Here is a 20,643-nt window from a genome sequence, read left to right on the forward strand (position 1 = left end):
GCTTACACTCTTGGCCCCTCGCCCTCTTATCAGGGGAGACTTGAAGCATGAACGACGATAAGAAGAAATGGTATCAGGGGCAGCTGCGTATTATACAAACGGTTCTTCGCGAGCCGGATGTCGTGAATTATGATGCGAATAGCGTCGTCAAGTATTTGGAAGATGTCCACGCAAACTGTATCGTGGTGAATGGTGGAGGCATTATCGATTTTTTTCGCCATGATCTGGTAACAGCGAATCCGAACTATTTGATGACAGACGAAGATATTCTTAAGGATCTAACGGAAGCCTGCCACCGGAAAGGAATAAAAGTCATCGTCCGTGTTGACTTCCGTGGGGTCGATAAACGCATTTACGATCTTCACCCCGACTGGTTTGCGCAGGACGAGAAGGGAGAGCCCGTGTTCTGGGCCAATCTCTCCTCAATCCCGAACCCGCTCTATGCGCCTTGTTATTTAAGCTATTACCGTAATGAACATGCTTTTCGTTTCTCGGATATCATGTTCGAAAGGTATGGGATTGATGGAATATGGGAGAACGCCCCGTTTCAGAACGGAATCTGCTATTGTGAGAATTGCAGGGAGAGCTACCAGGTGGAAATGGGTAAAGAGCTTCCCCGCGGTGGGGATTTCAGCGACAGAAACTATGATGTATATCGAGCATGGAAAGCCTTGAATCTGAACCGTCACCTTGAGAACTATCGGAAAAGTGTAAAAAAACACGGTGAAGACAAAATATATTGCGCGGAGATTTTCGGATTATTTTATGACCATTACAAAGGAACAAGCTCCGATCTCTATCAAGTTAAGGATCATTTTGATTTCCTCGTCACACCATTGTTTACCGCTAATCGCGAGCCGCTTAATGCCCCGTCCACACTTATGAAGTTTCTAAAAGGGCTGGAGCCGAATAAAACTCCTGTTATGCTGTTTGGTCATTTAGGAACAAACAATGAGCTGCGGTATGTATCCTCGTCGGTTCCTGAAACAAGGATCTGGATGTGGCAGGCGGCAAGCGCTGGCGGCTCATTGTGGAACTGTATTTTTAACGGGCAGCACCCAGCGGCAACCCTTGACCGTAGAAATTCGTTGTTGTGTCAGGATATATACGAGTATATGGAAAAAAACGAGCAATTATTAAATGAACAGTTGCCCGTATCTGAAGTCAGCATCTTCTATTCAAGAAACAGCAACAACATTTTTAATAACGACGATCGAACTAAGGATGCTTATATTACTCACTTGATCGGACTGGAACAGCTATTGATTTCCAAAAAGATTCAATACAGCTTCCTGCTTGACCAGAACATGTCGGAGGAGTCCCTAAGTAAGGTCAAATGTCTGGCTATCCCCAACGGGGCTTGCTTATCGGATGAGGAAATGGAACATATCAGGCAATATGTTTATAACGGAGGACAACTGTTAGCTACTTATGAGACGTCCCTGTATGATCCGGACGGTACTCCCAGGAAGAACCTTGGATTGGGTGACGTCTTCGGCTGTTCTTTTACCGGAATCAAAAAAGATTGTTCTCAGTACGGCTATCAATTTGTGCGGCAAAGTCATTTGATGACCAGGGGTTTCGAGCAAACCCAGTTGATAGCGAACTGGGGCACCAATCTGTTAGTAAAACCACTAGCTGAAGTCGAATGCCCAATTGCGTATGTTCCGAAAATATACCCTCAATCGCCGGAACGAGCTTGGCCGAGAAGCTTCGAAACGGAATTTCCGACCTGCATCGTGAATCATTATGGGAAAGGAAGGTCTGTGTATTTGCCTTACGGAGCTGACAGGAACATCTGGATGCACGGTCATCAGGATTTCAGGACTGTGCTGGGAAACGCTGTTGATCTCCTACTGGATGGTGAACAGATGCTGACATCGAGTGCACCGGCCAGCGTACAGTTTCAATTAAACTTGGTCCATAACGAAGTGGGCTGTTATATGCTTCATGTGATTAACACGACCTCTGCTCCGCTGCGACCGGTTCAGGAGATTATTTCACTATATAATCTGGAGGTTGAACTGGTTCTTGTGGGGAAGCGTTTAGCTAAGATGGAGTCTCTGTTCGCGGATGGGGAAGTGGAACTGCTGGATACCCTTCCACTAAATAACGGAAAAATACGGCTTCGCATTCTGATCAAAGCATTAGGCGAGTACTGCGGAATTTGCATTCGTACATAAAGAAAGGAGAAAGTATTCATGGCTAAAGTGATTAAACATGGAAGAAGCCGGGACGAACTCCAGTCTGAGCAATTGAAAGTGACGGAAACCGTCCAAAGTATTATTCACGAAGTGGAATTGCTAGGCGATACCGCTGTGAAGAAATATTCGACCGTACTGGACCGATGGCAGCCGGCAAGCTTCCGTTTGTCAGAAGAGCAAATACAAGAAGTTATACAGTCCGTTCCAGCGGAAGCGGTGGCCGACATACGGTTTGCCCAACAACAAATTCGACGTTTTGCCGAGGTTCAACGGGAAGCTATACGCGATGTTGAGGTAGAGACCATTTCCGGAGTGGTGCTGGGGCATAAAAATATACCGGTAAACAGTGTAGGCTGCTATATTCCAGGTGGAAGATATCCTATGGTTGCATCTGCGCACATGAGCATATTAACTGCAAAGGTTGCCGGAGTAAAGAGGGTCGTGGCGTGCACCCCACCGATTGAAGGCCAAATCCCGGCGGCGACTGTTTACGCCATGGTGCTCGCTGGGGCGGACGAAATTTATATTCTTGGGGGTGTACAGGCTCTTGCCGCAATGGCGCTCGGAACCGAGTCCATCTTTCCGGTAGATATGCTGGTTGGTCCGGGGAACGCTTATGTGGCAGAGGCCAAGCGGCAGCTGTTCGGCCGGGTCGGTATTGATCTTCTGGCAGGCCCTACGGAAACGCTTGTGATCGCGGATGATACGGCTGATGCGGAGATGGTCGCTTGCGATATCCTTGGGCAAGCTGAGCATGGCGAGACTTCCCCGGGTGCGTTAATTACCACCTCAGAAGCGCTGGCGATGGAAACATTTAAAGAAATAGATCGTCAGCTGCTGACTCTTCCTACGGCTGACATTGCGGGAGCTGCATGGCGAGACAATGGAATTGTCATATTGGTTAAAGATGAGAAGGAGGCGGTTCTAGAGGCGGATAAGCTTGCATTCGAACATGTGGAAGTTCTTACCCGGGATCCGTCGTATTTCTTGGGGCGACTGACCAATTATGGAGCGCTATTCCTTGGTCCCGAAACGAATGTGGCTTATGGTGACAAGGTCATTGGAACGAATCATACACTGCCTACGAAAAAAGCCGCCCGTTATACCGGTGGGCTCTGGGTGGGAAAATTCCTTAAAACCTGCACATACCAAAGATGCACACCGGAAGCGAGTGTCTTACTAGGGGAATACGCAGCCCGTCTGTGCGAAATCGAAAGATTTATGGGACACCGAGAGCAAGCGCTGCTTCGGGTCCGACGATATGGAGTTAAGTAATAAAGTTCAGGATTTATTATTAGCTGGCGTTATACGGCCGGCAGCCGAAATTTGGCTGCCGGCTTTATTTTATTCTCTTAACCTGTTAATATGAATCCTTTTGCCTGTGATTTCAATCCGAATTTTTTGGTGAGTCTAAGCTTGTCCGGAGGAGACTGAGAAGTGGCTTTTTGCCAAGCATTTTCACATTTACACAACACTGTATATCAGTAAGTCATTAAAACTATTATGAGAGTAATGATCAACCATAGGTTTTCCGGTCGTGTGAGGTGAATAAAATCTGTGTATTATTCTTTAAAACAATCATCCGGCCTAAACTCTGGGTCAAAGTTTTGAAATTAGTTCCAAATGAGTTCTAGAAAGTATGTTAAATTGCCAAACACATGAATAATATAATTACTGTGACACCATCGTAATGTCGCCCCACAAGCTTTTGCTCATTCTTCTCTGTTTTTCAACCCAATTCAGGAAAGGAGTTGGAAATAAATTGTCGAGAAAAATGATAGCGCTTACGTTGTTGGCCGTTTGGATGGCGGCCGCAATGCTATCCGGATGCACGTCGAAGAATGCGAAGGACCAGCGTGCAGTAACTGTGGCGGAGCCGGCGATGACAAGTCTTGATCCACATGCCTGGCAGGCGCAAATTCTGGTAAGCCAAGGGACCATTCTTGAGGGCTTGGTCGGTTACGACACGAAGCTGAACCTGGTTCCGAAAGTGGCGGAACGCTGGAACGTCTCAAAAGACGGACTGACATGGACGTTCTATTTGCGCAAGGACGCCAGATGGAGCAACGGGGAACGGCTTACCGCAGAAGATTTTTATTACGCGTGGATGCGTTTCATGTCTCCACAAAATACGCAGGCGCCGACATGGGAAAGCTTTATGCAGTTTGTCGTGAACGGCAACAATTATCATAACGGGGCGGTCAAACCGGACGAGGTCGGTGTCAAGGTGGTCAATCCTTATGAGATCCGTATCACGCTGGCGCGGCCTCATCCTTCTTTGCTCGGCTGGTTTCCGCTGTCAGCGGCAATGCCGCTTTACAAGCCCATCGTCGAAGCGCATCCGACTGATTGGTTTATGCCGCACTATTTCGTCGGGAACGCCCCTTTCGTGGTGAAATCGTTTGTGCCGAACGGCAAGCTTAAGCTAGTCCGAAACGAGAAGTATGTGGGTAACCCGAAGCAATTTAATGTCGGCAATGTAGAGGAAATCAATATTATTCCGACTCCGTCCACTCCGGCGCAGACGTTTATGGCCGGACAATTGGATGTGGCACCGATTTCCAACCCGTCGGATTACGTTTTTCTACGAAAAAAAATGCCGGATGTTTTGCACGAGGAGCCGAACTGGCAGGTGCAGGGACTCATTTTCAACAAAGCGCTGGAACAGTCGCCGCTCGATGATGAACGCATTCGAAAAGCGATCGCGATGGTCATTGACCGTTCGATCATCGCCGATAAAGTCATGAACGGCATGGTTGTCCCCACATCCGTATTCGGACCGCCTGATTGGCCAAGCGCCAAATACCAGAAAGGGATTCCGAGAGATGTAGAACAGGCGAAGCGGCTGCTGCAAGAGGCAGGATACCCGGGGGGTAAGGGAATTCCCACCTTGCACATTTACACTCCGGCTGTGGGCGATCCGCAGGTACTGGCAGCGGTGTCCGCAGCTGACCAGTTGAAGGACACTTTAGGTATCAACGCCGTTATTGAACCGACGACGGGGTCGCTTTATGGAGATATTATTTGGGGAGGCTATCACAAAGATGTCAAGCCTGGCTTTTTTATCTCGAACGGCGTCGTCAACTGGTGGGATTCGGCCAATATGGATCTGCAAACCTATGAAGCGTATGGATACAGCTACCCGCCTTCCTGGAGACAATACGTCGCGAAAGCAAGTTTTGAGACAAATAATCCCTACTCCGTAACCAAATACGGCAACCCCGACGATGCGCAGCGGGGTATTCAAGATTCCGATTGGAAGCTCTTGCAGGACGCTTTCGAAAAAGATAACACTTTCTTGACCCAATTCGCAGCTTCCCAGACAGATGAAGCGTATCGGGACTCGCTTACCCCCCTTCCAAGCAACGAGACGGTATGGCAGGGATATCTCGATGCCTGGAAAAGCGCAAAAACGGATAAGGAGAAGCATGACTCTTGGGTTAATGCATGGAATTTTGTCGGGAACGCCACCGGGTTGGATATGCAGGTATGGCAGCACCAAAACCGGCCGGATTATGCCAAACAGTGGAATATATTAACCGCCCGTCAAGGGGCGAGCGATCTCGAGAAAGCGCCGATTTACGCGGGGGAATTGGCGCAATCAATCATCGACAGCGGGTGGGCCGTACCGCTTTATACGCCGAAAGACATTTATATTGTGAAACCGTGGATCAGCAACGTAGTATTCAACAAGTTTTCGTTCGGCAATTTCTTCCAACTCCAGTACTTGACCGTGAAAGAGGAGTCTTCCCAAGGAAAGTAAATCTCTGACGAAAAGAGGCGTTCCCCATGCAGTTCACCGGATTTCTCGTCAAACGGCTCCTTGCGATCGCGATTACCACCTGCATCATCATCGCCTTGTCCTATACTTTGATGTATTACGCACCAGGCAGCTTTTTCAATCAGCAGCTCGTCGCCCAGCAAACGGGAGCGTTATCCGCGGCAAATCCGCAGGCATACAACGACCTGATGCACCAATGGGAGGAAAGATACGGCTTGAACAAGCCGCTTTACGAGCAGATTTATCTGTATATCATTCATTCGTTTACGTTCAACTTCGGCACGTCCTTTCAAAATTCAACGACCCCGATCGCAAACACTTTAAAAACAGCCTTTCCCATCAGCGTGTTTTTGGCAATCGGTGCGACTTTCCTCGCGGCCGTGATTGGGATCCCACTCGGCATATTTGCTGCAATCCGCCGCAACAGCTGGGTGGACTATTGCTTAACGACGCTTTCCTTGGGTGGTCAGGCCATACCGCCATACGTGATCGCCGTCTTCCTGATGCTGATTTTCGGCGTATTCTGGCCCATTTTGCCGATCAACGGGTGGGGGACGCCCCAGCAGATCGTTCTTCCCTTAATCGCACTCGCTATCGGCAATATCGGTTCGATCACGCAATATATGCGCAGCAGCCTGATCGACACGCTAAACCAGGACTACATTCGTACAGCGAAAGCGAAAGGCGTTTCGGAATCGGCACTTATCCGGAAGCATGCGCTGCGAAATTCCCTCGTTGCATTGGTCACGATCATCGGTCCGCAGATCGCCTTTACTGTCGTCGGCGCGACCTGGATCGAGAACCTGTTCTCCATTCCCGGACTGGGCACCCTGCTTGGAAACGCGTTCGGAGCTAATGATTACCCGCTGGCGGTGACCTCCATTTTCATCTTGTCGCTGCTGGTCATGTTCATGAGTATGCTTGTCGACATCATCTACAGCATTCTGGATCCCCGAGTGAAGCTGGGATCATAAGCCATTCAACAAACGAGGAGAACAAAGGAGGAGCTCACGTGAGTCCAGCCCAAAGCATGGCGGGGATCCAGACGATCCCGGAACGGAAGGTTACACGCGGTTCGCTGGCGTGGCGGAGGTTTTCCCGGAACCGTCTGGCGGTTGTGGGATTGGTATGGGTGGCGGTCGTTTTGGTGATAGCGGCAATCGGACCGTGGATCGCGCCGTACGGCTACGAGCAGGCCAACTATACCCATGCGAACGAAGGTCCGAGCTGGAGGTTTCTGTTTGGCACGGACAGCCTCGGCCACGATATGTTTAGCCAGATTATCTACAGCATTCGGTTCGCCTGCATCATTGCGTTCGGGGCAACGGCGGTAGCGTTCATCATCGGCGCGGTTTTGGGGCTGTGGGCCGGTTTCGCCGGCCGCGTGACCGAAAATATCATTATGCGGATTGTGGATTTGATGTTTGCGTTCCCTTCCTATTTTTTGAATCTTATTCTGGTTGTCACGCTTGGCCGAGGGCTGTTTCCGATCTTTTTGTCCATCGGTATTACCCAATGGGCACATCACGCCAGGTTGATCAGGGGGCTTGTTCTCTCTTTGAAAAACGGTGAAATGGTGGAGGCCGCTCGTTCACTGGGTGCTAAAAGATTTCACATCGCCCGGTACTATTTGCTGCCGAACATTATGGGCAGCGTCATCGTGTCGCTATCGTTCAGCCTGCCGACGGCCATGACGCTGGACGCCGCGCTGAGTGTAGTCGGGCTTGGTCTTCAGCCCCCGATGCCCAGCTTCGGTAACCTGATGACCGCAGGCGGACAAAATATTCTCGGCTTTCCGTGGATGCTCTATTTCCCGGCAGGCGTATTCGCTCTTACGCTGCTGTCGTTTCTTTTCGTTGGAAACGGGCTGCAGTTGGCTCTCAATCCGAAAGGAGATGCGTAACAGATGAAACCTTTGCTCGAGGTTATCGATCTTCACGCAACGTTTGAACGGCCCGATGGCCGGGTTTACGCCGTGAACGGCGTGGATTTCGAAGTGGAGCCCGGCGAGACGCTTGGCATTGTGGGGGAGAGCGGATCGGGCAAATCCGTTTCCATCTTGTCGCTGCTCGGGCTGATCGGAAGCAATGGTAATGTGACCGAGGGCAAAGCCTTGTTCGAGGGTAGGGATCTTCTGGCCTTATCCAAACGGGAGCTGCGAGAAATTCGGGGCCAGGAAATTGGCGTTGTGTTCCAGGATCCGATGACCAGCCTGAATCCGATCCAGCGCATAGGAGATCAAATAGCGGAGGCGATGTTGGTTCACCGCCTATGCGGTAAAAGGGAGGCTTACAATAGAAGTCTGGCTCTGCTCGAGGAGGTCGGCATCCCCGATCCAAAAACCCGTTACAGGAGCTACCCGTTTGAGTTTTCCGGTGGAATGCGGCAGCGGGTGATGATCGCGATCGCGCTTGCCTGTCAGCCGAAACTGCTGATTGCCGACGAGCCGACAACAGCGCTCGATGTCACGGTGCAAATGCAGGTATTGGCGGTGCTGCGCAAGGCGAAGGAGAAGCGGCAAATGAGCACGATTATCATTACGCACGATTTCGGGATCGCCACGAATTTCTGCGATCGGATTGTGGTGCTGTACGGAGGAAAGGTGATGGAAAGCGCACCCGTCGAACAATTTATCCGTCGTTCAGTTCACCCGTACAGCACCGGACTGAAAACGTCGATTCTCGAGATTGGCAGCCGCAACCGAAAGCTCGTGCCCATACCCGGAAGTTCCTCCATCGCGACAATGCCGCCAGCCGGCTGTCCCTTCGTGTCCCGTTGTCCAATAGCGAACGAACGGTGCAGCCGCGACATTCCCGAATTGAGTAAAATCGGAATGGATCATACGGTTGCATGCCACCGCGCGGAAGAGGTGATAAATCGTGTTATCTAACGAGCTTCTGGTCGTAGACAGAATCAAAAAGGTTTTCAACGTTTCTGGCAAAACGCTGAAAGCTGTGGAAGATGTGTCCTTCAGCATTCCCCGCGGCAAAACGTTCGGTCTCGTTGGCGAGAGCGGTTCAGGAAAGTCCACTGTGGGGCGTACGGTCCTGCGGCTGCTGGAACCGGACGGGGGGCGGATTTGGTTCGACGGGCAGGAATTGACGAAGCTGTCCAAGGAAGCGCTGCGACAAGAACGCCAGCAAATGCAAATGATTTTTCAAAACCCGTTATCGGCTCTGAATCCGCGTATGTCAGTCGGGCGCACTATTCAGGATCCGATGATCATCCATAAGGTGGGGACAAAAAAAGAACAAAGGAAGCGGGTCGATGAACTGCTTGAACGCGTCGGTCTCCCGTCGTCCATCGCGGACGCTTATCCGACCGAGCTGTCCGGTGGACAGCAGCAGCGGGTTGGAATCGCTCGAGCGCTCGCCCTTCAGCCGAAGCTGATTGTTTGCGACGAAGCCGTTTCGGCGCTTGATGTTTCCATACAGCTGCAAATTGTGATTCTTTTGAAGGAATTGCAGAAGGAGTTCGATTTAACCTGCATTTTCATTTCTCACAATTTGGCGGTGGTGGAGTACTTAAGCGACGATGTCGCGGTCATGTATTTGGGGGAAATTGTGGAAAACGGGCCGGTCGAGGAGGTCTTCATGAATCCGCAGCACCCTTATACGCGGGTATTAATGGAATCGGTGCTGAAAATCCCGGAATCGGGGGTGAAGCGGGAGATGATCGAAATTCGGGGGGAAATGCCGTCGCCGCTCAATCCTCCAGCCGGCTGTGCGTTTCATCCGCGCTGCCCGATGGCAAACGAGCAATGCCGCACTCGAAAACCGGAGAAACGAACGATCGGCCCGGGTCATGAGGCTGCTTGCCATTTCGCCGGTTAACGAAGAAGCTAGATAAGGAATATGAATGGAGGTCACGATCGATGAAACTTTCCTATGAACAGCGAAAACACTTATTGGAACACGGATATGTCAAGCTTCCTGGAGTCGTCCCGAGAATGATGGTGGAGGAGGCGATCAAGGCGATCAACCATTCCATAGGCGAAGGGATGGATTCCGTTCAAATGCCTGTTTTTCGGGCACAGTCCTACTGTCCGGAATTGCAAAAAGACCCGGTCATTACGGGACTGCTGACCAAGACTCCGGCTTGGGAGCTGGCCGAATCTGTGATTGGGGAAGGCAAGCTGAGGCCGGTCGGCAGCGGCCAAATAGCGCTGCGTTTTCCGGCCAAGGCCGAGCTTCTTACCCTAAAAACCGGATATCACCTGGACGGTATGCATTCGCCGAATAATGGCGTCCCTGCGGGCACTATCTCCAATTTTACGGCTCTGCTCGGTGTGTTTCTCAACGATCTGCCTCATTCGAATGCGGGCAATTTCACGGTTTGGCCGGGCACTCACCACCTGTTTGAATCGTATTTCCGCGAGCACGGCCCCGAAGCGCTGCTTAAAGGAATGCCGCCCGTCACAATGCCCGAACCGGTTCAGATTACCGGTCAAGCTGGGGATGCAGTGCTGGTCCATTATCAGGTCGCGCACGGGATCGGACCCAACGTCTCACCGAATATCCGGTACGCCTGCTTTTTCCGGCTGAAACATATCGATCACGACCGGGATTGGCGGGAACCGATGCGAAACATATGGCTGCACTGGCCAGGAATTCAAATTTGCTCCGCCAATAATGGTTAGATGCTGCAGGCTCGTCCAGATGAGGGCAACATATCCCCCCCCTTTGAAGTCAAAGCGTTAGTGGCGCCACATCGTCCGGAGCAGTCTCATACGGCTCGCGGACCGGAAAGCAGCATTTAAAGACCCTTTGATATCAACTAAATGATTTAACTAACGAAGAACATTAGTGAGGAGCTTGCCGCGCGGCAGCTCCTTTTTCGTTTGTTGAAGTAACGGGCAGGATTCCTATTTTGAAGAAATACGAGGTTTGAGAAACGCAAAAGCTCCTTGGTATGATGTTTAGGGGTCCCAGATAGGGGATTCCAAAAGTATTCTTGATAAAAAGATACCCACATGCTAAGATAATGGACATATGGTTAAAAAATGAACATATGTTTAGAAAGGTAATAGATTGGGGCAGATATGGTAAAAACATTTAATAATGAACAAATATCGAAAGACAGCTTTCTCGAACGTGTTGCGCGGATGTATTATATGCTTAACATGAATCAGCAGGAAATATCGGATCAGTTAGGAATTGGGCGATCATCAGTAGCCCGGTTTCTTAGTGAAGCCCGGGATCGGGGCATCATTCAATTTCATATTCGTTCGGATTTGGAAAATTCACGATGCACCGCACTTGAACAACGGATCTCGGGCAAATATAACTTAAAGGATTGCGTCGTGTTCCGAAAGGAAGAGTCGGCTAATTCTTACGAAACGCTGGCCAGCCAATATCTCAACTCCGTGCTTCCAACACATGGGACCATAGGATTAGGCTGGGGAAGGACGTTATATGAGATCGGAACCCAAATGCATTTATGCGACTCCCGTCCCGATTTGAAAATCGTGCAGCTCTCGGGAGGTTCCGGTGCCAAAGAAGAGCTGATTCCGGCAGCGTCGGTCATTCAATTGTGGGCACAGGCTTTGCGGGGCAGGCCGCTTTTGTTTCCTGCGCCGGCGGTGGCAGCGAGTGAGGAAAGCAAGAATAATTTTCTCACGGATCCAAGCATTCAGGATATTGTACAGGAGATCAGCAATGTATCCGCTGCGGTAGTGGGCATAGGCGGCACTGGAGAAGATGCGACCATTATATCTTCGGGTCTGGTTCGCGGATTGGATAGCGGTATGCTGTCCTCTGCAAGTGTCGGCGATGTTATTTTTCATTTTTTCAACGAGGAAGGCAAGTTTTCGAATAAAGATCTCAGTGACAGAATTGTCGGTGCTTCACCGGAGGATTTCCTGCGAATAGGGATGCGTATCGGTACTGCACACGGAGTCGGTAAGACGAAGTCCATTCTCGGTGCTTTGAATGGTGGACTTGTTCACGTGCTGATCACGTCAGAAGAAACAGCGGAATCACTGCTGGAACATACTTAATCGTGCGGCAAATGGACAAACATACAGCGTTCAAGCCAGTAATCACCTTAAAAGTGATTGCTGGCTTACTTTTGTTTGGTTGGAAATCAGGATTAATTTATACAGGGAGAAATCCGTTTACAGAAAAAAAGAAAAATGGTAGGATGAATAAAGTGGACAAATTAGTCAAAATTGGACAAATGTTCATTAACCAAGGAAGACTTATGAAAGGAGGGATTCTAATGAATATTTTAGTGACGGCCCCTTATACACCGGAGGCGTTGGAAGAAGTAGGGCGTTATGGAAACGTGCACTTCAGACCATGGAAAGATCATGGCAGAGCCTTTCATGCCGATGAATTGCTTCAACTGCTGAAAGAAACGAATGCGGATGCCTTGATTACGGAACATGATCATGTGGATGATGCGGTGATCAGCTCCACCAACTTGATATTTATCGGTGTATGCCGGGGAACACCTTCAAACGTAAACGTTGAAAGCGCAACAAAAAAGGGAATTCCGGTATTTCATACCCCCGCACGAAACGGACAGGCAGTGGCTGAACTAGTGGCAGCGGGATTAATTGTATTTTTAAGGAAAATGCGTGAAGGGGAGCAGTGGCTGAAATCCAGGGAGTGGAAGGGAGATGCGCATGAATCATATCTCCAGTTCCGTGGGCACGAGCTCTGCGGCAAGACGGTGGGCATTGTCGGATTTGGGGGAGTTGGGCAAAGAGTTGCGGCGGTTCTTAAAGGCTTCTCATGTAAGATCCAATACTTTGATCCCTATATAAAGCAATTACCAAACACGGATTATTCATCATGCGGGTTAGAACAATTATTCTCAACAAGTGATATTGTGTCCATTCACTTGCCGGTAACCGATGAAACGATTGGATTAATTGATGAATCCTTGTTTAAGCTGATGAAGCCAAATGCTCTGTTTGTTAACAGTGCACGTGCAGCAGTCGTTAACCGGGAAGCTTTGTTCAAAACATTGAAGGAGAAGCGCATCGCAGGTGCTGTAATGGATGTGTACTACCACGAACCTCCGGACGAGTCGGATTACGAACTGATAAATCTTCCCAATGTCTATGCGACCCCGCACATTGCAGGTGCTTCTTACGAGGTTGATGGATATAGCGTCGCCATTATGAATGATGCGCTGGAAAAGTGGTTTTCACAAAATAACACTGAAATCCGGCAGCTGTTTAATCGGTCTGTCCTTATAAGCGAGCGTGGGAGCTCTTGACCCGAATCTATTTGATGAGACATGGAGAAACCCAATGGAACCGTGATCATAATCGTTATTGCGGCCTATCTGATATTGCGTTATCCCCCCGTGGAGTGGAGCAAGCAGATCTTGCGTCTACCTTCATGAAGTCCGTTCCCATCGATCTGGTGTATGCTTCCAATCTGCAAAGAGCGGTGCATACAGCTATGCCATTCGCACAGCAGAGGCAGTTGACCGTCATTCAGGATCGACGGCTGACAGAGATTGATTTTGGTCTTTGGGATGGGTTGAAGGCTCGTGAAATCGTGGAGAAATATCCGGATATCTGGAAGGATTGGTGTAATGATCCAGCTGGGGTGAGAGCCGGAGATACAGGAGAGACGGCAGCTTCGGTATATAAACGCATGTTTGAATTTATGACGGATCAATATGCTAAGCAGCCCGATAAACGGATTCTCGTAGTCAGTCATAGTACAGCTATAAGGATTCTGATGGCAGGTATATTAGGAATGGCGCTTGGAGGTTACAGAAAGCTGAACATCCATAATGCGAGTGTTTCTGTACTGGAGGTTCACGAAGAGGAAATGCGCATCCTGCTGCTGAACAGCAGATACGACAGCTTTGGGTAACGACCTGATAAGTTGGCTAAGTAGCCTGGGAGGGACTAAGAATGACTGTAAGAGGCATAGCGCACAGAGGTTATCCGGTCAAATATCATGAGAACACATTGCCATCCTTTCAATCGGCGTGCGAGTTGTCTTTCAGCCATTTGGAACTGGATGTGCATCTTAGCAAAGACGGAGTACCTGTAGTCATACACGACAAGACACTTGAGAGAATGACAGATGGAACCGGATATGTGAAGGACTATACAGCTGCTGAGCTCTGTCAGTTTAGGATTGGTGAGACGGAAGTGATTCCTACTTTGGAGGAAGCGCTTCTTTTGTTGAAGGATCGGATCATTGTCAGCATCGAGATGAAGCAGGAAGGAGACCTGTATCCGGGTCTTGAACAAGCGGTGCTTGATGTGGTTCTCAAGGTGGGAATGATCGAACAGGTATATGTCATTTCGTTTGATCATTTTTCTTTGGCCCGCCTGCGCGAATTGAATAGGGATATTCCAATCGGGCTGGTCTTTCATGGCAGCTTGCCCTACGTGTTTCCTTTTGTTAAGGAAATTCAGGCCAGTTATTTGGCGGTAAGGCTCTCTTTCCTGACGGAGCAATATGCCAGAATGATTGAGGAAAAAGGGCTTCAACTGATTGCATGGCCTGTTGATAGTTATGTGGAGATGGAACTTGTGATGAGCAGATACCCGTCTGCTTTGATATGCACCAATCAATTGGAACGATGGAAATCATTTCTGGAGTCCCGCTAAAGCGGGGAGAATATCCATTCGAGGCATTATATCAGTGTGCTGATATAGTGCTTCTTTGTATGCGCGGCTTGAATTTAGGCTCAACCAATTCTTTACAATCAGATTGTTGACGACTCATTTGAGGGTATGCTAAGATCATGGCGTGGTCAAATAATTCAAAACTGAGCAAATGTCCAAAGTTGATAATGGTCACTCAAACCATAAGCATTTGCAAGGAGGTGGGCTTACATAGTTGAGAGATCGTCTCCTCGTTCTGGGCCATTGGTATCCAAATATGGTATTCGGCTGAGAGAACGATTGTAAATTGAAAGCGTTTACTTTTATAAAAATATGAGAATCAAATGGAGGAATTATAGTGAATCAGAATCGATTCTACTTTACCGCAACAACAATTATTCTGGCTTTTACACTTTTGTTGTCCGCCTGTTCAAGCAATACCAGTGGACAAGTAAATGAGCCTGTACAAGAACCGGAGAACGTCGGTCAAGCTGGAAACGAAGAGCAGCCAAACGCCAGTGGCAAATACGATCCACCAATCACCGTTTCGATGGTACGCGAAATGCCGGGTGCGCTTACCTTCCCGGAAGGTGACTCGCTGGACAATAATGTTTTTTCAAGGCTGCTGGAGGAAACGTACGGGGTCAAAATTGGTAATAAATGGGTGACAGATGGAACGGCTTATTATGAAAAACTGAATGTTTCGATAGCATCAGGCGATTTGCCGGATATCTTCCGGGTACAGCCGGCTCAGCTCAAGCAGCTGGTCGATGCTGGAGTGGCTGCCGATCTGACCGACGTATATAAAAATAATATTTCGCAGCTTGCCGATGAGAAGCTCCGTAGTGATGGGGGCGTAGGCATGGAATCGGCTGCAATTGACGGGAAGCTGATGGCCATTCCATATGTCAGTTCGCCAAGCGAAGGGGCTCAGATGCTCTGGATACGTAAAGATTGGCTGGATAACCTGGGCTTGCAGCCACCGAAGACCACGGACGATGTATTGGCCATATCCAAAGCATTTAAAAATGACGATCCGGACAAAGATGGCAAGAGCGATACATTCGGGATTGGCTTCTACCAGAATATTTTCGGCGGGTTCGGCGGCATGACAGGATTCTTCAACAGTTATCACGCGAATAAGAACATGTGGGTGAAGGATTCCGGCGGCAACGCACTTGTTATGAGTAATCTTCAACCAGAAATGAAACAGGCGCTCGGCAAGCTTCAGGAGCTCGTAAAAACAGGCGAAATCGACAAGGAATTCACAGTGAAAACAGCCGAACTGCTGCTCCAGGATATCGTTGCCGGCAAGATCGGCATGTTTTACGGTGGCTTCTCTGAGCCGTTGAATAAATTGAACAGAGCCGTGGAGAACGATCCAGGCATGGTCTGGGAGATGTATCCTCTCACCTCTGTCGACGATAAGCCGGCTATGCCACAGGTGTCCGCAATGCCTGGCGCATATTGGGTCGTAAATAAAGACTGTAAAAATCCGGAAGCCATTATTAAAATGATGAATCTGTACGTAGAGAAGATGTTCGGGGAAACAGCGGATTTCAAATACATGTACGATGGGGACTATGCCGTCTACTTGTACCAGGAGGTAAGAACATTCGGTGCCACGAAGAACCTTGAACACCATCTTGCAATTAAAGCGGCATTGAATGGGGACGAAAGCAAGCTGAATCCCGAAGGCAGAGGCTATTACGAACAGGTGAAGCAGTATCAGGCTGGCGACAAGTCCATGTGGCGTTATGCGAAAATATTCGGTCCTGATGGAGCGGAGACGGTTATCGACAAATATATGAATGAAAACCTGTTCAACTATGATGAGTATTACGGGCTTCCTTCAGATATGATGGCGGACAGGAGCAGTACCCTGAACGACTTGACGAGTCAAGTATTCAATAAAATATTGCTTGGAGGCTCGCTCGATTTGTTTGACAAGTACGTCGAGGACTGGAATAAACTCGGTGGTAAAGAAATCACGGATGAAGTAAACGAATGGTATGCCCAGCAGAAAAAATAGAATGGAAGGTAAGGAGTGATGAAGAGTGGGGGATTTACGGACAATCAGGTCTTCACGATTGCCGCTGCATTTGATGATTTTGCCCGGATTTGCTTTACTCATTGTGTACCATTACATTCCTATGTTCGGCATCACGCTCGCCTTTCAGAATTTCAAGCCTACACATGGATTGTTCGGGTCGAAATGGGTTGGTTTGGATAATTTCAAATACATGATGGCGCTGCCTAATATATATCAGGTCATATGGAATACCATATACATTGCGGTGATGAAGGTAATCGCAGGGCTTGTATTTCCGATTCTGATAGCTCTACTGCTCAATGAAATCCGTATCCGGTTTATCAAACGAAGTATACAGACTCTTATTTATTTGCCGCATTTCCTGTCATGGATTATATTGGGCGGCATTCTCATCGATATATTGTCTCCGTCTACGGGAATTGTTAATTTATTGCTGCAATGGCTGGGATTTCAACCTGTATTTTTCCTCGGTGACCCCAAAATATTTCCATATACTCTTGTAGGTACCGATCTATGGAAGGATTTCGGTTTCAGCACAATTGTCTATTTAGCGGCAATCAGCAGTATTAACCCGAATTTATACGAAGCTGCCGTTGTCGATGGAGCCAATCGATGGAAACAGATTTGGCATATTACCCTGCCGGGTATGATGCCTGTAATCATCCTTCTTGCTACGCTAAGTCTTGGTCAAATTCTGAATGCGGGATTCGATCAGGTATTCAACCTGTACAACAGTGCGGTTTATGAAAGCGGAGATATCATCGACACGCTTGTATATCGGATGGGTATTCAGAAGGCTCAATATTCATTGGCGACTGCGGTGGGTCTTTTCAAATCGGTTGTTTCTTTTATTCTCATATCGGTTTCGTATCTTTTAGCCTACCGCTTTGCGAATTACCGCATTTTCTAGGGCTGCGGCCTTCTTGAGCAATCTGCTGGTCCGGACGGAGAGGGACGTTGAAGCACTCTGTGGCTCTTCAACGTCCCGCTCTCCTCTATCCGTATTTAAACAGATATTCGTGTGTAACCATTTAGTCCTGAGGAGGAAGGCTGTTGGTTCAGAATGCTGCATTCACATCCAAATTGTTCATGTTTTGCAACCATACGTTTCTTGTCTTGCTTTCGCTCTCCTGCATATTTCCGGTGCTGCATATATTTGCTATCTCTCTCAGCTCCGACGTAGCGGTTGCGGGTGGATATGTTAAATTGTGGCCGGTTCAATTCACAACTAATGCTTATGAGCTTGTACTTACTAAAATTGAGTTTCTTCGTTCAATTGGAGTAACGCTGCAGCGTGTGCTGCTTGGGGTAGCCATTAACATGATATTAGTTGTTCTGCTGGCTTATCCGTTATCAAAGGAAGAGAAGGTGTTTCCACAGCGTACGCTGTATGCCTGGCTGCTGGTATTCACGATGCTCTTCCATGGCGGATTGATTCCCACCTTCATGACTGTCCGCGCAACTGGAATTCTCGATACGATATGGGCGCTTATCCTTCCCGGTGCAGTTCCCGTGTTTCATGTTTTGCTGCTGCTGAACTTTTTTCGGGGGTTGCCCAAGGAATTGAATGAAGCTGCGATGATGGATGGTGCGGGGCATATGACAACGCTGGTCAAAGTGTATCTGCCGTTATCGATGCCTGCACTGGCAACGATCGGCTTATTCAGTATCGTCGGCCATTGGAATGCGTGGTTCGACGGAATGATTTATATGAATACACCGACCCATTATCCGCTGCAAACCTATCTTCGGACTATCGTAATCGACCTGGACCTGAGCTCGCTAAGCGGAACGGGAGATACGCTGAAGGAGTACGATAAAATTTCTACGAGAACTGTACGGGCTGCACAAATATTCCTGGGTGCCTTACCCATTCTTATGGTTTATCCCTTTCTGCAGCGCTATTTTACCAAAGGAATTGTACTTGGCAGCGTTAAGGAATAAAACAAGTTCAATGAACAATGGACAACCTGATTAAGCAAGGGGGAATAGGGAGTGCAGCAGCAAATCCATCCTGTATTTATCGGAGCGGATATAGGCACGCAAGGCGTGAGGGTAATGGCCGTCGACGGCCATGGTGATGTTTTATCGTCACGGTCGCAGCGATTTGAATGGGTGAGTTCAAGAGAGGAGCAATCTCCGCAGGAGTGGTGGTATACTCTCTTACAATGTTTGAAACAGGCAGCTGCTGACCTGAAACGGCTGGATATGACGGACGCTATTCAAGCGATCTCCGTTACTGCGACATCAGGAACAATGATCGCATTGGATAGCAGCTTCCATCCATTAAGCGCAGCCTTGATGTACAGTGATCCGCGATCACATCTGGAAGCACGAGCATGTAATGAAGCAGTGTTGGCTGGAGAAAGTCAGGGCTATCATACGTTCACCAGCTCGTCAGGGTTACCCAAAATAATCTGGTATACACGCAGCTTCCCAGAACAATCAAGCAAGATCAGACTGTGGGCACACGCGGCCGATTATATCATCGGGAAATTAAGCGGGGTCTGGGGAGTGACCGATTATTCCAATTCCCTGAAATCAGGCTACAGTCTTGAAGACTCGCGCTGGCCATCCTATATAGCAGATACCTTTCATTTGCCAGCGTCCTGGTTTCCAAAAGTCTCACCGCCAGGTACGGTCATCGGTCACCTTGATCTGCAGGTAGCGAAGCAAACGGGATTCCCGGGTACGGTTAAGGTCGTGCTCGGAATGACGGATGGCTGTGCTTCTCAAATCGCATCCGGCGCGGTCAAGCCAGGGGACTGGAATACCACAATTGGCACCACAATGGTTATCAAGGGCGTTACGCGAAACAGGCTTGTTGATCCGCATGGCCGTCTATACAGCCACAAACATCCGCAAGGCTATTGGATGCCTGGAGGCGCAAGCAATACAGGGGGCGATTGGGTTGCCGCAGAATATGAAGATGAGGAATTGGAAGCACTAAACCATCATGCCGAATCACTAGTCCCTACGCCATGGATCTCGTATCCGCTGCAGCAGGCGGGCGAGCGGTTTCCCTTTATTTCCGACAAAGCCAGAGGGTTTGACTCGCCCGGTTTGAATAAAATTCAAAGGTTTGCTTCCCGAATGGAAGGCGTTGCTTATCTGGAGAAGTTGTCATATGAAATCATAGAACAATTATCGGGCGAAACGATATCCAAGATATTTACAGCGGGTGGAGCAAGCAACAGCCGGACCTGGCTGCGTATAAGAAGCTGTGTCATGCAGAAGCCGATATACAAAATGAAGCATGCTGAAGCGGCCGTTGGCGCAGCTATTCTTGCGGCTTCCGGCACATACTTCTCTCATTTGGAGGAAGCAAACCGAAATATGACTCAATTGGAGCATGTCACAAAGCCGCTAAGCGATCAGCGCTTTGAACGGTATGTGGCGAATTATGACCGCTTTAAAGAACAACTGCAGGAAAACGGCTATCTTTGAACCCCCAGGAAACGAAGAGTGTGTCCCAAGATTGATTTGGTCAGCCAATGAGTAGGAGAGTTATTGACGCTGCCAGTATGGACGCTAATCGCTTCAAGACTGTGCTCAAATCGGAAGGTCTTACCGTGGGGCATTCCTTAAGCTGAAAAACCGTGTGCGGGACTTTCTCCTAGCGATACATCCAATCCAATGACAGGGTTCACGAACGAGATTAATCAAGCAGTCCTGTCGCCCACCAAAACGGAGTCATGATCAAAAAGTTTCGGCATTATCGAGCCGAGGCTTTTTAACATTTAGACAAGGAGCCAAATGGCATAAAATGTTGTTATACATGGACTGCTAATGAATTAACGGCACAGTTTCAAATGGGCCGCACAGCGGTATTCAAACATTTGACAATCCTTAAAGAGGCCGGAATGGTACTTGACCGAAAAGTAGGTATTTCCATAATATTTGCGTACAACAGAACAAGGCAATGCTGCCCCCGGGTGTACAACTGGTGAGGTACTGGGCGGACAAGTACCCATTTACATCCTAGAAGATGACTGATGGCTGTTGTCAGTCCGTTTCCCGA

General features: G+C 48.8%; 16 protein-coding genes and 1 pseudogene. All 17 read left to right on the plus strand.

The features are described 5' to 3' along the window. Window positions 1-122 precede the first annotated feature (122 nt). A complete protein-coding gene (locus AC0YNV_RS37555; RefSeq protein ID WP_475772635.1) occupies window positions 123-2,183 on the plus strand; it encodes a hypothetical protein in 2,061 nt (686 codons plus the stop codon). Between the two features lie 18 nt (window positions 2,184-2,201). Next, on the plus strand, window positions 2,202-3,479 hold the full coding sequence (hisD, locus tag AC0YNV_RS37560) for a histidinol dehydrogenase (protein ID WP_475772636.1): 1,278 nt from the start codon (window positions 2,202-2,204) through the stop codon (window positions 3,477-3,479). Window positions 3,480-3,966: 487 nt separating this feature from the next. Then, complete coding sequence (locus AC0YNV_RS37565) at window positions 3,967-5,967, plus strand: peptide ABC transporter substrate-binding protein (protein ID WP_475772637.1); 2,001 nt, start codon at window positions 3,967-3,969, stop codon at window positions 5,965-5,967. A gap of 26 nt (window positions 5,968-5,993) precedes the next feature. After that, window positions 5,994-6,959 (plus strand): ABC transporter permease, encoded by a 966-nt coding sequence (locus AC0YNV_RS37570; RefSeq protein ID WP_475772638.1) that lies wholly within the window; start codon window positions 5,994-5,996, stop codon window positions 6,957-6,959. A 38-nt stretch (window positions 6,960-6,997) separates the two neighbouring features. After that, complete coding sequence (locus AC0YNV_RS37575) at window positions 6,998-7,888, plus strand: ABC transporter permease (protein WP_475772639.1); 891 nt, start codon at window positions 6,998-7,000, stop codon at window positions 7,886-7,888. Between the two features lie 3 nt (window positions 7,889-7,891). Then, window positions 7,892-8,875, plus strand: coding sequence for an ABC transporter ATP-binding protein (locus AC0YNV_RS37580; RefSeq protein WP_475772640.1), 984 nt, complete (start codon window positions 7,892-7,894; stop codon window positions 8,873-8,875). Next, a complete protein-coding gene (locus AC0YNV_RS37585) occupies window positions 8,865-9,818 on the plus strand; it encodes an ABC transporter ATP-binding protein (RefSeq protein ID WP_475772641.1) in 954 nt (317 codons plus the stop codon). The genes AC0YNV_RS37580 and AC0YNV_RS37585 overlap by 11 nt, the downstream gene beginning before the upstream one ends. A gap of 41 nt (window positions 9,819-9,859) precedes the next feature. Continuing rightward, entirely contained in the window at window positions 9,860-10,624 is a 765-nt protein-coding gene (locus AC0YNV_RS37590) for a phytanoyl-CoA dioxygenase family protein (protein WP_475772642.1), read from the plus strand. A gap of 474 nt (window positions 10,625-11,098) precedes the next feature. Next, on the plus strand, window positions 11,099-11,983 hold the full coding sequence (locus AC0YNV_RS37595) for a sugar-binding transcriptional regulator (RefSeq protein WP_475772643.1): 885 nt from the start codon (window positions 11,099-11,101) through the stop codon (window positions 11,981-11,983). Between the two features lie 221 nt (window positions 11,984-12,204). Then, the gene (locus tag AC0YNV_RS37600; RefSeq protein ID WP_475772667.1) at window positions 12,205-13,212 is read left to right on the plus strand and encodes an NAD(P)-dependent oxidoreductase; all 1,008 of its coding nucleotides are present in this window, start codon (window positions 12,205-12,207) and stop codon (window positions 13,210-13,212) included. Then, entirely contained in the window at window positions 13,209-13,823 is a 615-nt protein-coding gene (locus AC0YNV_RS37605) for a histidine phosphatase family protein (RefSeq protein WP_475772644.1), read from the plus strand. The genes AC0YNV_RS37600 and AC0YNV_RS37605 overlap by 4 nt, the downstream gene beginning before the upstream one ends. Before the next feature lie 41 nt (window positions 13,824-13,864). Further along, window positions 13,865-14,572 (plus strand): glycerophosphodiester phosphodiesterase, encoded by a 708-nt coding sequence (locus AC0YNV_RS37610; RefSeq protein ID WP_475772645.1) that lies wholly within the window; start codon window positions 13,865-13,867, stop codon window positions 14,570-14,572. A gap of 355 nt (window positions 14,573-14,927) precedes the next feature. Further along, entirely contained in the window at window positions 14,928-16,601 is a 1,674-nt protein-coding gene (locus AC0YNV_RS37615) for an extracellular solute-binding protein (protein WP_475772646.1), read from the plus strand. Between the two features lie 73 nt (window positions 16,602-16,674). Continuing rightward, window positions 16,675-17,532, plus strand: coding sequence for an ABC transporter permease (locus tag AC0YNV_RS37620; protein ID WP_475772668.1), 858 nt, complete (start codon window positions 16,675-16,677; stop codon window positions 17,530-17,532). Between the two features lie 143 nt (window positions 17,533-17,675). Next, window positions 17,676-18,566, plus strand: coding sequence for a carbohydrate ABC transporter permease (locus AC0YNV_RS37625; RefSeq protein WP_475772647.1), 891 nt, complete (start codon window positions 17,676-17,678; stop codon window positions 18,564-18,566). Between the two features lie 51 nt (window positions 18,567-18,617). Beyond that, entirely contained in the window at window positions 18,618-20,069 is a 1,452-nt protein-coding gene (locus AC0YNV_RS37630) for an FGGY-family carbohydrate kinase (protein WP_475772648.1), read from the plus strand. Window positions 20,070-20,410: 341 nt separating this feature from the next. After that, window positions 20,411-20,533 (plus strand): annotated as a pseudogene (locus AC0YNV_RS37635) (transcriptional regulator); the annotation flags it as partial. Window positions 20,534-20,643: the final 110 nt, after the last annotated feature.

It is taken from the genome of Paenibacillus sp. JT31N11 (assembly GCF_056269285.1).

Excerpts from the sequence above, each read along its gene's own strand:
- AC0YNV_RS37570 (WP_475772638.1), top strand. The coding sequence starts at position 5,994 with ATGCAGTTCACCGGATTTCTCGTCAAACGGCTCCTTGCGATCGCGATT.
- AC0YNV_RS37620 (WP_475772668.1), top strand. The coding sequence starts at position 16,675 with ATGATTTTGCCCGGATTTGCTTTACTCATTGTGTACCATTACATTCCT.
- AC0YNV_RS37600 (WP_475772667.1), top strand. The coding sequence starts at position 12,205 with ATGAATATTTTAGTGACGGCCCCTTATACACCGGAGGCGTTGGAAGAA.
- AC0YNV_RS37595 (WP_475772643.1), top strand. The coding sequence starts at position 11,099 with ATGCTTAACATGAATCAGCAGGAAATATCGGATCAGTTAGGAATTGGG.
- hisD (WP_475772636.1), top strand. The coding sequence starts at position 2,202 with ATGGCTAAAGTGATTAAACATGGAAGAAGCCGGGACGAACTCCAGTCT.
- AC0YNV_RS37590 (WP_475772642.1), top strand. The coding sequence starts at position 9,860 with ATGAAACTTTCCTATGAACAGCGAAAACACTTATTGGAACACGGATAT.
- AC0YNV_RS37610 (WP_475772645.1), top strand. The coding sequence starts at position 13,865 with ATGACTGTAAGAGGCATAGCGCACAGAGGTTATCCGGTCAAATATCAT.
- AC0YNV_RS37580 (WP_475772640.1), top strand. The coding sequence starts at position 7,892 with ATGAAACCTTTGCTCGAGGTTATCGATCTTCACGCAACGTTTGAACGG.